General features: G+C 64.8%; 13 protein-coding genes. 6 read left to right on the top strand and 7 right to left on the bottom strand.

What is annotated here, in order from left to right:
* Positions 1–9 precede the first annotated feature (9 nt).
* From AMC88_RS23100 to AMC88_RS23075, 6 genes are all read left to right on the top strand, one after another.
* Positions 10–831, top strand: a complete 822-nt coding sequence (locus AMC88_RS23100) for an ATP-binding cassette domain-containing protein (protein WP_064826061.1) — start codon at positions 10–12, stop codon at positions 829–831.
* Positions 832–938: 107 nt separating this feature from the next.
* Positions 939–1,844 (top strand): sugar phosphate isomerase/epimerase family protein, encoded by a 906-nt coding sequence (locus tag AMC88_RS23095; RefSeq protein ID WP_064826060.1) that lies wholly within the window; start codon positions 939–941, stop codon positions 1,842–1,844.
* Entirely contained in the window at positions 1,841–2,866 is a 1,026-nt protein-coding gene (locus AMC88_RS23090; RefSeq protein ID WP_016737011.1) for a Gfo/Idh/MocA family oxidoreductase, read from the top strand. Before AMC88_RS23095 ends, AMC88_RS23090 begins: the two co-directional genes overlap by 4 nt.
* 31 nt (positions 2,867–2,897) lie before the next feature.
* Positions 2,898–4,070: a Gfo/Idh/MocA family protein gene (locus AMC88_RS23085; RefSeq protein WP_064826059.1), complete on the top strand. Its 1,173-nt coding sequence runs from the start codon at positions 2,898–2,900 to the stop codon at positions 4,068–4,070.
* Between the two features lie 80 nt (positions 4,071–4,150).
* Positions 4,151–5,092 carry a sugar phosphate isomerase/epimerase family protein gene (locus AMC88_RS23080; RefSeq protein ID WP_064826058.1) on the top strand — a complete coding sequence of 314 codons (942 nt, stop codon included), beginning with the start codon at positions 4,151–4,153 and terminating at the stop codon, positions 5,090–5,092.
* A gap of 106 nt (positions 5,093–5,198) precedes the next feature.
* Complete coding sequence (locus AMC88_RS23075; RefSeq protein WP_064826057.1) at positions 5,199–6,383, top strand: hypothetical protein; 1,185 nt, start codon at positions 5,199–5,201, stop codon at positions 6,381–6,383.
* On the opposite strand, the gene AMC88_RS23070 is transcribed toward AMC88_RS23075, so the two are convergent.
* Genes AMC88_RS23070 through AMC88_RS23040 form a run of 7 tightly spaced genes read right to left on the bottom strand, consistent with a single transcriptional unit; the run spans position 6,380 to position 13,472 of the window.
* Positions 6,380–7,393, bottom strand: a complete 1,014-nt coding sequence (locus AMC88_RS23070) for a succinylglutamate desuccinylase/aspartoacylase family protein (protein WP_064826056.1) — start codon at positions 7,391–7,393, stop codon at positions 6,380–6,382. The two genes, AMC88_RS23075 and AMC88_RS23070, sit on opposite strands and share 4 nt — an antisense overlap.
* 31 nt (positions 7,394–7,424) lie before the next feature.
* Positions 7,425–7,769, bottom strand: a complete 345-nt coding sequence (locus AMC88_RS23065) for a RidA family protein (RefSeq protein ID WP_020922890.1) — start codon at positions 7,767–7,769, stop codon at positions 7,425–7,427.
* 35 nt (positions 7,770–7,804) lie between these two features.
* Entirely contained in the window at positions 7,805–9,115 is a 1,311-nt protein-coding gene (locus tag AMC88_RS23060; protein WP_064826055.1) for an alanine racemase, read from the bottom strand.
* Positions 9,108–10,064, bottom strand: coding sequence for an amidohydrolase family protein (locus AMC88_RS23055; RefSeq protein ID WP_064826054.1), 957 nt, complete (start codon positions 10,062–10,064; stop codon positions 9,108–9,110). The genes AMC88_RS23060 and AMC88_RS23055 overlap by 8 nt, the downstream gene beginning before the upstream one ends.
* Positions 10,061–11,002, bottom strand: a complete 942-nt coding sequence (locus AMC88_RS23050; RefSeq protein ID WP_016737019.1) for an ABC transporter permease — start codon at positions 11,000–11,002, stop codon at positions 10,061–10,063. Before AMC88_RS23050 ends, AMC88_RS23055 begins: the two co-directional genes overlap by 4 nt.
* Positions 10,999–11,961 carry an ABC transporter permease gene (locus AMC88_RS23045; RefSeq protein ID WP_064826053.1) on the bottom strand — a complete coding sequence of 321 codons (963 nt, stop codon included), beginning with the start codon at positions 11,959–11,961 and terminating at the stop codon, positions 10,999–11,001. The genes AMC88_RS23050 and AMC88_RS23045 overlap by 4 nt, the downstream gene beginning before the upstream one ends.
* The gene (locus AMC88_RS23040; protein ID WP_064826052.1) at positions 11,958–13,472 is read right to left on the bottom strand and encodes a sugar ABC transporter ATP-binding protein; all 1,515 of its coding nucleotides are present in this window, start codon (positions 13,470–13,472) and stop codon (positions 11,958–11,960) included. Before AMC88_RS23040 ends, AMC88_RS23045 begins: the two co-directional genes overlap by 4 nt.
* Positions 13,473–13,479 lie beyond the last annotated feature (7 nt).

Raw genomic sequence — 13,479 nt, 5'->3', positions numbered from 1 at the left:
GCGTCAACCATGTCCGACAATGTTCCAATTTTTGAACTCCAGAATGTCGACAAGAGCTTCGGCCCGATCGACGTGCTGTACGATATCTCGCTCAAGGTCCGCGCCGGCGAGGTGCTCTGTCTGCTCGGTGACAACGGCGCCGGCAAATCGACGCTGATCAAGACGCTTGCCGGCGTCCACAAGCCGACGCGCGGCACCATCCTGATGGACGGCCGTCCGGTCGAATTCAGCGGGCCGCGCGATGCGCAGGAAAAGGGCATCTCGGCGGTGCACCAATTCGGCGGCACATTTCCGCTGATGTCGATCGGCCGCTCCTTCTTCGTCGGCGTCGAGCCGACCAAAGGTTGGGGCCCTTTCAAGGTCTACGACCGCAGGAGGGCCAATGAGATTGCCGTCAAGGCCGTCCAGGATTTCGGCATCACCCGGATCGACGATGGCGACCGCCTTGTCGGCGGGCTATCGGGCGGCGAACGCCAGTCGCTCGCCATCGCCCGGGCCGTGCATTTCGGCGCGCGCGTGCTGATCCTTGACGAACCGACCGCCGCTCTCGGCGTGAAACAGGCGGCACACGTGCTGCGGATCGTCAACGAGGCGAAGCGGCGGGGCCTGGCGGTGGTCTTCATCACCCACCAGGTCATGCATGCGATGGCGGTGGGCGACCACTTTGCCGTTCTCATCCGCGGGGCGATCGCCGCCGATTTCCGCCGGGGCGAAAAAACCCGCGAGGAAATCACCGATTTGATGGCCGGCGGGGAAACCATGGCGGATCTCGAGGCCCAGATCGATACATACATCGCAAGTCATGAGAGCCATTCGCCGCCGGCCGAATAACCGCTGACGGCACCACAAACGACACAGCGCAAACACACGACGTCCGGCAGCGGCAGAACTGACCGCCGCCGGGGAAGGAAATTCATGTCTGGAATCCGGAGGTCAAAATGAAAATCGCAATCGACCCGTTCATGCACCGGCACCTCTCGCTTGAGGAACTGCCGGGGAAGGTCAAGGAACTCGGCTACGACTGGATCGAACTCTCGCCCCGCGGCGATTTCCTCGAATGGTTCAAGGCGCCGCGTGTCTTTCCCGAGCGGATCAGAAGTTTCCAGAAGGCCCTGAAAGCAGCGGATGTTGGCATCGCCTCGCTGCTGCCGATGTATCGCTGGGCCTCCAACGACGAGACCGAACGCCAGGCCGCCATAAAGCACTGGAAGCGCGCCATCGAGATCGCGGTCGAGCTGGAAGTCGACACGATGAATTCCGAGTTCGGCCGCGGCCCGCATCCTGACAAGGGATCCTGCTACTGCTGTCACACCGGCTCGATGATCGAGGCCTGCGAAGATGCCTGGTGGCGCTCGATGGAGGAGCTGGTGCCGATCTTCGAGCGCGAGGGCATTCAGCTCAATGTCGAACCGCATCCGGAAGACTGGTGCGAGACGCTGCAGCCGGCGCTCGACATCATCCGCACGGTCAATTCGAAGAGCGTCAAGTTTCTCTATTGCGCGCCGCACACCTTCTATTTCGGCGACGATACCAAGGCGATGCTGCGCGAGGCGAAGGATGTGCTGGCGCATGTCCATGTCGGCGACACCTTCAACCACAAAGCCTCGTCCGGCCTTCGTTATATCCTCAACCCGCCCGGAACCAAGGCCCGGGTGCACCAGCACCTCAATATCGGTCAGGGCGAGGTTCCGTGGGACGAGTTCTTCGGCACGCTCGGCGAGATCGGCTTCGACGGCATCATGACCGCCTGCGTCTTCGCCTGGGAGGACAAGGCAGATCAGAGCGGCACCTTCATGCGCGCGGAAATGCAGCGCTACATCGATAAGCACTGGGGGGCGAAATGACCCTTCAGGTTGGCGTCATCGGCACCGGCATGATCGGTCAGGATCATATCCGCCGCCTGACGAACGTCGTTTCCGGAGTCGAAATCGTCGGTGTCACCGATATCGACCAGGCACGCGCCGCCGCTGCCGCCCCCGCGGGAGCGGAGGTATTCACCACCCCATCGGCGCTGATCTCCTCAAAAAAAGTGCAGGCCGTGATCATCTGCTCCTGGGGGCCGGCCCATGAGGAACAGCTGCTCGCCTCTATTGCCGCCGGCAAGCCGGTCTTCTGCGAAAAGCCGCTGGTGACCTCCGAGGCGGCCGCACTCCGCGTCATGGAGGCGGAAGCGGCCTTCGGCCGGCGGCTGGTACAGGTAGGCTTCATGCGTCGTTTCGATGCCGATTACCGCCGCCTGAAGGCGGTCATCGACGGCGGCAAACTTGGAGCGCCGCTGCTCTTCCATTCCGTGCATCGCAACGCTTCCGTTCCCGAAGGGCTCTACACCTCGGAGATGCCGCTGAACGACACGCTGGTGCATGACGCAGACATTTCCCGCTGGCTCCTGTCGGATGAAGTCACCGGAGTGGAGGTGCGTGTGCCGCGCCGCTCCACGCGCGGCGGCGCGTTGCGCGATCCGGTGTTCGTTCTCCTGCACATGGCCTCAGGCGCACTGGTTGACGTCGAGATCTCGGTGAACATCGCCTATGGCTACGACATCCGCGGCGAGATCAGCTGTGAGGCGGGCGTTGCCGCCCTTCCGAACCGCCCGGCGACCGTGATCTCGGACGCGAGCGGCATCCGTCAAGCGATCCCCGAGGATTGGCGCGAGCGCTTCATCGAGGCTTACGACCAGGAATTCCGTGAATGGATCGTCGCCGCCTCCAAAGGCACGGCCGGCGGTCCTTCCACCTGGGATGGTTACGCGGCCACGCTGGTCGCCGATGCAGCACTCAGAGCCGTGACCAGCGGCGGCCTCGAACCCGTCAACATGATACCGAAACCCAAGCTTTACGCAGCGCCGACCGCCATGGCGGCGGAATGACGCGGCAGGCCATTTCAGGAGCAATGATCAGATGATCAACGGAGAAAGATCCATCGAGCGCCCCTTGCGCTGGGGCATGGTCGGCGGCGGCCGCACCGGGCAGGTTGGCTACAAGCACAGAACCGGCGCCCAGCGGGACGACACCTATCGGCTCGTCTGCGGAGCCTTCGATCTCGACGCCGAGCGCGGGCGCGATTTCGGCACGAAGATCGGCGTCGCGGCCGACCGCTGCTACGGCGACTACAAGGAGTTGATCGCCGGCGAAGCCGGGCGCGAGGACGGCATCGAGGTCGTCTCGATCGCCACGCCGAATTTCACCCATTACGAGATCACCAAGGCGTGCCTGGAAGCCGGGCTGCATGTGATCTGCGAAAAGCCGCTGTTCTTCACCGTTGCCGAATGCGACGAGGTGGCGAAGCTCGCCGAAGAGAAGGGCCTGATCGTCGGCGTCACCTATGGTTTCACCGGCCATCCGCTGGTCCAGCAGATGGCGGCGATGGTCAGGAAGGGCATGCTCGGCGATATCAGGATCGTGGACATGCGCTATACCCACGGCTTCAATTCAGGCGACGATGTCGGCGCCGGCGAGGCGGTGAAGTGGCGCACCAATCCGAAGACGGCCGGCCCGACCTTCGTCCTCGGTGATATCGGCACCCACCTCTACTATCTCTCCGAAGTGGTGCTGCCGCATCTGAAGATCGAAAAGCTGCTCTGCGACCGCAAGGCCTTCATTCCGACCCGCGCGCCGCTCGAAGACCATGCGACCGTTCTCATCCATTACGACAACGGCGCCCGCGGCCGTCTCTGGGTGTCGTCGGTCGATGCCGGCAATATGGGTTCGCAGCGCTACCGTTTCGTCGGCTCCAAGGCCTCGATCGAATGGTCGGATGCCCATCCCGACCAGCTGATCTACGAAGTGCAGGGCGAGCCGAATCGGATCCTGCACCACGGCATGCCCTATCTCGAAGAGGAGAGCCTCGCGGCCGACCGCATGGGCGCGCTGCATACCGAGGGCCTCGGCGACAGCTGGGCGAACATCTACCTGTGGATCGCCCAGGCGATCGACGCAAAGCGCCGCGGCGACGAAGCCTTCCTCAGGAGCCACCATTATCCCGGCATCAAGGCCGGCACCGAAGGCGTGCGCTGGCTGGAAAACTGCGTCCGCTCGGCTGATGCGGGCGCGGCCTGGGTCGACTTCAAATAGCTCCCTCCGAGGGCGCGTCGGGATCTCCTCCACCCTCTCACAAAGGCGCGCCCTCAATTTTCATAGGAAAGATCGAGACGATGAAACTCTCCATTTGCACCGACGTGATGGGCAACCTGTCATTTACCGACATGCTCGACAAATGTGTTGAACTCGGCGTCGAGGGCATCGAAATGACGGGCGGCGGCTGGTCGCGTGCCCCACATTTCCGCGCCGACGAACTGCTTGAAGACAAAGGGCTTCTGAAAACGAAACTCAAGGAAATCGAAGCGCGCGGCCTTGAAATCGCGGCGCTGAACTGCTCGGCAAACCCGCTCGATCCCGGCGAGATGGGCAAGCGTCACCGCAAGGAGATGGAGCAGACGATCCGTCTTGCCGGCGAAATCGGCGTCAAGACGATCGTCACCATGTCCGGCCTGCCGGAAGCCGCCCCCGGCGACAGCGTGCCGAACTGGCTCGTCTACACCAAGAGCTGGCCGGACGAGATGCCGGAACGTGACCGCTATCAGTGGGAAGATCGCGCTTTCCCGCTCTGGCACGATCTGGTGAAGCTCGCGAGAGAAGTCGGGGTCGAGCGATATGCGCTCGAAAACTTCTCGGCGATGTTGGTCTGGAACCCGGAAACCCTGTTCCGTCTGCGCAACGAGGTCGGTCCGGCGGTCGGCATGAACCTCGATCCGAGCCATCTGTTCTGGAAGGGCGCCGATCCGATTGCCGCGGCACGCGCGCTGGGCAACGCCATCCATCATTGCCACGGCAAGGACACGCGCATCGAGCGGGGCCTTGCCGACGTCAATGGCCTTCTGGAACTGAAGGACGTGACCGACGTCGCCAACCGCACCTGGAATTACGTCGCCGTCGGCGCCGGCCATGACCTGCAGTGGTGGAAGGAATTCTTCTCGGTCGTCAGGATGGTCGGCTACAACGGTTGGGTCAGCCTCGAAATGGAAGACTTCACCATGTCGACCGAGGCCGGCATCCAATGCTCCATCGACGCGCTGCAGGCAACGATCAGTCGCTGACAGGCAAGGCGGGCGGCTTTCGCGCCGCCCTCCGCGTTCAAATCAGCCTGGACACTATTATGGACACATGTTCTATAAAGTGGACAGACTTGAACCGGAGCGCGCCATGCACCTTTCCATGTGGACTTACCCCTGGGATATCCAGGACCAGGGGCTCGACGTGATCGCTGCCGAGCTTCGCAACCGGGCAGGTCTCAACACGATAAGCATGGCGACCTCCTATCATGCCGGCCGCTTCCTGCAGCCGCGCAGCCCGCGGCAGAAGGCCTATTTCCCCGAGGACGGGACGGTGTACTTCCGGCCGGACGAGAGCCTGTGGCAGGACAAGCTGATCCGGCCGCTGATGGCGGAGAATGTCACCGAGCGCGGCGACATGCTGGAGGCGCTGACCAGGGGACGCGACGCGACCGGTCTGCGGGTCTCCTGCTGGACGGTCTGCCTTCACAACAGCCGCCTCGGCATGCTGCATCCCGATCACGTGACGCACAATGCCTTCGGCAATCCCAATTATTATAATCTCTGCCCCTCCAGCCCGGCGGCGCGCGCCTATGCCGTCACCCTTGTCCGCGACATCACCACCAACTATCGGCCGAATATGGTCGAGCTCGAAAGCCCGAACTTCATGGGCTTCGCGCATGAATACCATCACGAGAAAGACGGCGTCGGCCTCAATGCCGAAGACGATTTCCTGCTGTCGCTCTGCTTCTGCGATCATTGCACGGCGCGCGCGGCAAAGGCCGGCGTGCCGGTCGAAGGCGCACGCCGATCGGTGGCGCGCTTCATCTCCGAATTCTGCGAACGCCCCGTGCCGGAACGGCAGTTCCCGGATTTTCCGGCAGCAGGCATCGATGCCTTCCGCGACCATCCCGATCTCTATGCCTATCTCGCCTGGCGCAGCGAACCGGTGACCAGCCTGATCGGCGAGATCAAGGCGGCGGCCGATCCGGCGAGCCGGATCGTGCTGATTGACCTGAAGGACGGCTGGCTCGGCGGCGTCGATCTGACTGCCGTCGGCAAGCTCTGCGACGGGGCGATCCTCTGCTGCTACGACATGACGCCGGATGCCATCGGCGATGTCATCCGCACCGGCCGGGCGGCGATCGGGCCGCAGAAATTCCTCGGCGTCGGCCTGCGCGTCTTCTATCCTGAGGTCGGTGACGCCACGGTGCTGGCGGCCCGCGCCAAGGCGGCCGTCGACGCAGGCGCTGACGGCGTGAACTTCTACAATTACGGCCTGATCCCGGCTAAACGTCTCGACTGGGTCAGGGGGGCGGTCGACGGGCTTCTCTAAGCGGCAATCGGTTCGGCCACCTGGATCAGGCAATCGCCGGCCTGGCTGTCGCAATGCAGCCGGTGGGAAATAACGATACCGCCCTCGGCAAAGTGCAGCTCTTCCTCCGGCTGCTCCAGGCGTTCCAGGTCATGATACCATCCGGCCAGGTCGCCGGCCGAAACCATGGCGCCAAGGGCTGCGGCCGGCTCGAACCAGCCTCTGCGATCGGCGTAGATGCCTTGCCTGTGCCGGGACAGCGAGAGGAGTTGCAGCGGCCCAGGCTCACCCAGTGGCGTGCGGGAAAGGACCGGACGCCCAATAATGCCGAGCGCCAAAAGCAGCCGATCAATCGCTGCCGCCGTGAAGGCCATCGCCGCAGGCGTCACGGTTCCACCGCCGCCGAACTCGCCGGAAAGACCGACGATACCGGCCCTGGCCGCAGCCCCCATCGATGTCGGCGCCGCCGGGCCATTGTCGGCGATGAAGGCATGCGACGCGCCCATCGCTCGCATCAGCGCGACCGATCGTTCGAAGCGGGCGGCGTCGGCCTGACGCTCGATCAGCGTGCAGGGGAGGTGCGCCATCGACGTGCCGCCCGAATGCAGGTCGAGCATGACGTCATGGCGCGGAAAAAGTTCGTGTTCGAGGAAATGCGCCAGGCGCGCCGTCGGCGCCCCCGCGGGATCGCCGGGAAAGGCCCGGTTGAGGTTGCCGCCGTCGAAGGGCGAGCAGCGTTTGGCCGCCATCACCGCCGGCAGGTTCGCCATCGGCAGGATGGTGACGGCGCCGTGAATCTCAGCGACATCAAGCAGGCGCATCAGCCGGCCGAGCTGCAGTTCGCCCTCATATTCGTCACCGTGGTTGCCGGCCATCAGCAGCAAAGACGGCCCTTCGCCATTCTTCAGGCGAAGGATCGGAATGCGGATCTGATAATAGGGCGAACGGTCGATCGAATAGGGAATGGCGAGATAGCCGGCCTGCCGGCCCTTACGCGAAAAGTCGATCGGATTGACGAGGCCGCTATGCATGGTCCCTCCAGTGCGGGGCGGTGCCGCGCAGTTACAGCGCCGCGACCGCGGTCATTTCGACGCGCAGGTCCGGGTCGGCCAGGCGCGCTTCGGTGCAGGCGCGGGCTGGCGGGTTTTCGATGTCGATCCAGCTGTCATAAACGCCGTTCATCGCCTCGAAATCGGTAATCGCCGGCAGGAAGACGTTGACGGCGAGGAGACGCGAGCGATCGGTCCCGGCTTCCTTCAAAAGGGCGTCGATCTTGCCGAGCACATCGCGGGTCTGCTCCTCGATATCAGCCTTGCGATTTTCCGCGACCTGGCCGGCAATATAGACGAGACCTCCGTAGCTGACGGCCTGGCTCATACGCGAGCCCTTCTGATAACGCTGGATCATGCAGCTTTTCCTTTTCTTGGTTTTACAGGGAGAATTCAGCCGAAGCTGGTCAGATAGGCTGCCGTCACCGAATGATCCGGATCGAGGCCGTAAAGGATTGCATGCCGGTCAAGGCAGGTGCAGGGATGAGAGATGCCGAACTCCATGACGTCGCCGACGGCGACGTCGCTGTCATCGGCAAGCGTTAGGAAGGCATGCTGATCGTTGAGGCGGAAAACTCTGGCGCCCTCGAGATCGGCAAAGTGCGCGCCTTTGCGATAAAGCGCCAGCGGCCGCGGCAAGTCCTGGTCCATGGCCACGTCGCGCATGCCCATGCCTGCGATCGCAAGCCCTGGCTCCGGCCGCGACAGGACCTCGGCCCAGACCCTGAGCGCCGGACGGAAACCCGCCGCCGCGGAAACGATCTCGCCACCGATGCGAAAGCCGCCGCGCGCATCGAGACCGGCAAGGCCACGCTCATAGACGCCATGATCGTGGAAGAAGATCGCGCCGCTTCGCAGCACGAGCCGGCAGGCGGGATCGGCCGCGACGACGGCCGAAAGCCGCGCGACGACAATGTCGAAAAACACCGAACCGCCTGATGTGACGAGAAGCGGCCGCTCTCTTCCGATGCGGGCGCGGATCTTCGGCAGAAAATCTGATGTCATCGCCATCAGCCCGTCGATGCGAAGCCTGGTCTCCTCCGGATCGGCGGTCGCGGCCGCACCCTCATAGGCGGCGATGCCGCTCAACCGAAAGCTCGGTGTCTCCACGGCAAGGATCGCATCCAGGATCGCGGCGGCGGCAGCGGCGCTGCGAAGACCGGCGCGACCGGCGCCGAATTCCACCAGCAGGCCAAGAGGCGGCAGATCGGCGCACTCCTGCCAGGCGAAGGCAAGCGCCTCGACGAGCGCTGTCGAATCCACGAAGACATGGAGCTCCGCATCGGGATAATGGCCGAGCAGGGCCGCCAGCCGGCGGGCCGCGGCGACCCCGCCGATCTCGTTGGCGAGGATCAACCGGCGCTGTCCGGCCTTGAGCAGCACAGCGGCCTGACGAATGTCGGCGACCGTCGTGCCCCAGGCGCCTGCCGAAAGAAGGGTGGCGGCCAATGCCGTCGACATCGGCGTCTTGGCGTGCGGCGCGATCTCGGCCCTATTGCTCTTCACATAGGCCATCATCAGCTCGACGTTCCCGGCGAAGGCCTGCCGGTCGAGCGAGATCAGCGGCAGCGCCATCCTGCCGTCATAGGGCTTCCATCCCCGGGTTCCGATGGCCGCGAGCGGCAGCGGCGGATGGCCGGGCGGAAAGCCCCGCACCCGCTCGTCGATCAGGACGTTTTCGGTCGCAGTGTGAAGATCAGACATGGAGCCCTCTCCCGATCTCGGCCGGATCGGCCAAACCAAGGCGATAGGTGTCATTGGCAGTGGCAAAAAACAGAGCGCGCTGCTCGTCGAGAGAGAGCGCGGCGGCGACCGTGCGGAACACCTGATAGATCTCGTCGAAAGACGCATGCAGGCGGGCGACCGGGAAGTCGCTGGCAAACATCGCGCGTTCTGGGCCGAAACAAGCGAGACAATGGTCGATCACCGGCCGCAGGCTTGCGAGCGTCCACGCATGGTCATAGGCAACGAGGTCGGAGATCTTCAGGCGAATGTTCGGCTCTTTGCCGAGCGCCTGCAGGCCGCGGCGCCACAGCGACATGCCGTCCTCCGTCCGGTCGATGGGGCTGCCGCCGTGGTTGAGGACGAAAAGTGTTTGCGGAAACGCCCGCACCAGATCGAGCGCCTCGTCCATCTGCCAGGGATAGAGCATCAGGTCGAAGACCAGCCCGAGCCGCGTGGCATGGGCAAGCCCGGCGCGCCAGGCGCGATCGCCCATGCGATCCGGGCGCGACGCAAAACGCTTCGCCGTATCGGGATGCCAGCTCAGAATATCGCGGATGCCGACGACGCTGGGATTTTCCACTTCCGCCTCGAGCAGGCGCGCGGCATCCGGACCGTCGAGCGGAACGCGGGCGACATAGCGGCGGGCCACGCCGGAACTGCGGTCGAGGCCGTCGAGCCAGCGGCTCTCTTCCAGCGGGTAGGCAACCGACCAGCCGGCCTCCACGTGCACCGTCGCAACGATGTTCTGTCGCGCGGCATCGGCGCGATAATCGTCGATGCCGTAATCACGCAAGATCGGCGCGAGACTGCCGACCGCCGCCTCCTCGCCAGTCTTCCGCGCCTTCTGAAGCCAGGGATGGCGCTGCAGGCTAAGGTCCCAGAGATGGTGGTGCGGGTCGATCACCGGCCCATCATAGCGCTCGGTCATCGGCGCGCCTCGCGGCCGGAAACGAGCAGCAGGGCGAGGATCAGCGTGCCGAACATGATCGAGCGCCAGCCAGGCGAGGCGTTGACGACGGTGATCAGCGCCGTCGTGGTGACGAGCAGGATCGCCCCCGGGATGGTGCCGGCATAGGTGCCGCGGCCGCCGAGGATGGAGGTGCCGCCGAGCACGACGGCGGCGATCGAGGTCAGCAGATAGGGGTCGCCGATGCCGACATAGCCTTGCCGATTCATGCCGAGCACGAGAATGCCCGCAAGCCCGGCGAAGAAGCCGGACAGGGTATGGACGATCAGCGTATTGCCGGTGATGCTGACGCCGGAAAGCCGGGCGGCGAGCGGGTTGGCCCCGAGCGCCAGGAACCGGGCGCCGATCGGCATGCGGTGGACGAGCAGCAGGACGACGATCGAGACGGCGAGCCACAGCAGAATGCCCGAGGGAATGCCGAGCGGCCGTGCCTGCCCGAGCAGGATGACGGCCGGATTGCTGACGGTGACGGCGCTGCCGCCGGCGACAATGACGAGCAGACCCTGCAGGAAGGTCGCCATGGCAAGCGTCATGATGATCGGCGGCACGCGCAGATAGGCCGCACCCGCACCGTTCATGAGGCCGATGCCGGTGGCGATGGCAAGGGCTGCCGCGATGCCGGCAAGTCCGGTCGGATCCCAGGCCGGCGAGATCAGCGGCAACAGGATTGCCGTGACGGTGATGACGGCGCCGACCGAAAGATCGATGCCGCCCATCAGGATGACGAGCGTCTGACCGGCCGCGACGATGCCGATCACCGCGGCGAGTTCAAGCAGATAGCGCAGATGGCCATAGGCGCCGAAACCACGCAGCGTGAAGCTCGCGACGATCCAGACGAGCGCGACCAGAAGGAAGGTCAGCAGCGGCGGATTGCGAAACGCGGACCGGATGATGTTCATCCTCTTGCCCTCCAACCCTTAAGAAGTTCCGGAACGGCGACCGCGCCGACGATGATCAACCCCTGCGCGATATATTGCGCAACCGGCGGAAAGCCGAGGAAAAACATCACGTTGATCATCACCGAGAGCAGCAGGCTGCCGCAGATCGCGCCGCGCATCGTGCCCTTGCCGCCGAGGAAGCCGACGCCGCCGAGCACGGCGGCGGCGATCGAGTTCAGCGTGAAGGGTGTGCCGATCACGGGATCACCCGAGCCGGTCTGCGCCGCGACGAAAAGGCCGGTCAGCGCCGCAAGCAGACCGGAGAGCGCGAAGGCTGCGACCTTCACCTGCTCGACCGGGACCCCGGAGCGGAAGGCGCCGACCGGATTGTCGCCGGCTGCATAGATGCCGAGGCCGAGCGGCGTGGCCAGAAAGGCTTTCCAGAGCACGAGGATCACGACCAACAGCAGGAAGGCGACGGGCGTGTGTCCGGCAAGCACCGTCGACAGCCAATCGGGAATGGACCCACCGGGCCGCGGCAGCAGGATCAGCGCGACGCCGCTGATGATGAAGGAGCCGGCCAGCGTGACGATGATCGCCGGCAATCTCAGATGCGTCACGATGGCGCCGATGACGGCGCCGATCGAAAGGCCGGCGAGCGCGACAGCGACAATGCCGCCCGGCACCCCGAGCACCCCTTGCATCGTCGTCGCCGCGATCACGGCGCCGAGACTGACGAGCGGGCCGATCGCCAGGGTGATGCCGCCGTTCAGCATGAGCAGCGCCTGCGCCATGGTGACGAGCGCCAGCGGAAACCAGTTCTGCGTGAATTTGGAGAAGCCGCCGACGGACAGGATGCCGGGAAAGAGCACCGCATAGAGGATGAGAAAGCCGGCGACGACGAGATAGAGGCCGGTGAGGCCGCGGTTGCGGCGGAGCTGGATCGAACCGTAGAGCCAGGATGGCGAAATCGTGCTCATGCCGCCTCTCCCTGCGTCGCAGCCGTAATACCCATGGCCGCACCGACGATCGCGCCTTCGCTGATCGCATCCTGCGACAGTGTTGCCGCGACCCGCCCCTCGCGCAGAACCACGACGCGGTCGCAGAGATGGACGAGCTCCGGCGTATCGGAACTGACGAGAATGACGAGCCGCCCCTCGGCGGCGAAGGCGCGCAGCATCAGGTAGATTTCCCGCTTGGTCTCGATGTCGACGCCGCGCGTCGGATCGTTGAGCAGCAGAATGGACGGGTCGAGCGGCAGCCATTTGGCGAGCGCCACCTTCTGCTGGTTGCCGCCGGAAAGCGCCTGCACCGGGCGGGCCGTATCGCCCTTGATCGTCAGCCGGCGGGCGAGATCGGCGACAAGGCCATTTTCCGCCGTCAGGTCGCGCAGCCCCTGGCGGGCGAGCCGTCCGAGCGAGGGCAGGATGAGATTGGCGGCGATGGAGTGGGGCAGCACCAGTCCCTCATGTTTGCGGTCGGCCGGCACATAGACGATGCCCGCCGCATTCGCCGCGCCGACATTGGCGGGCAGGCCAGGATTTCCCGATACTTCTGCCCGGGCGGCAGACGCGGGAATCGCGCCATAGAGGCCGAGCAACAGGTCTTCCTGCCCCTGTCCCACCAGCCCGCCGATACCGACGATCTCGCCGGCGCGGGCGGAAAAACCGATATGGCGCACCATGCCAGCGGAAAAATCCTCGACGCTGATGCGCATCGCGCCGGGCTTGGCGGCGACACGCGGCGGGAACAGGTCGCCGGTCTCGCGGCCGACCATCAGGCGGACCAGCCCCTCGCCATCGATGCCGGAGAGCGATTGGTCGGCCGTGACGCCGCCGTCCTTCAGTACCGTGACATGCGAGCAGAGCGCCTGCACCTCGTTGAGGCGGTGGGAAATATAGAGAAGGGCGGTGCCGCGGCCCTTGAGCGTTTCGATGAGGCGGGCAAGGATGCCGGCTTCATGGGCGGAGAGCGATGAGGTCGGTTCGTCCAGAATGAGCACGCGCGGCTTGCGGAACAGCGCCTTGGCGATCTCCACCATCTGACGGCGGCCAAGCGCGAGATCGGCGACCGGCATGTCGAGCGGTTCGGTGAGCCCGACCATGTCGCAGACCTCTCGCACGCCGCGATGCAGCGCTGCGTAGTCGATCAGGCCGAACCGGCGCGGAAAGGCGCCGGTTCCGATGTTTTCGGCAATCGAGAGATTGGCCGTCAGGCTCAGCTCCTGCTGAACCACGGCGATGCCGGCCGCGCGCGCCGCCGCCGGGCTGAAGCGCCCGACAGGCTTGCCGTCGACAAGGATGGCCCCGCTGTCCGGCTGGAGGGCGCCGGACAAGAGATTGATCAGCGTCGACTTGCCGGCGCCGTTTTCACCGAGCAGGGCGTGAACCCTGCCCGGCAGAAGGGCGATGTCGACGCCCTTCAAAACCGGATTGCCGAAAAATCCCTTGAACACCTGCCGGGCTTCCAGCAGGGGCCTTTCTTCCGTCATGACGGCA

Origin of the sequence: Rhizobium phaseoli, from assembly GCF_001664385.1 — a bacterium.
Classification (GTDB): domain Bacteria; phylum Pseudomonadota; class Alphaproteobacteria; order Rhizobiales; family Rhizobiaceae; genus Rhizobium; species Rhizobium phaseoli.
This window is presented reverse-complemented; position numbering and strand designations above follow the sequence as displayed.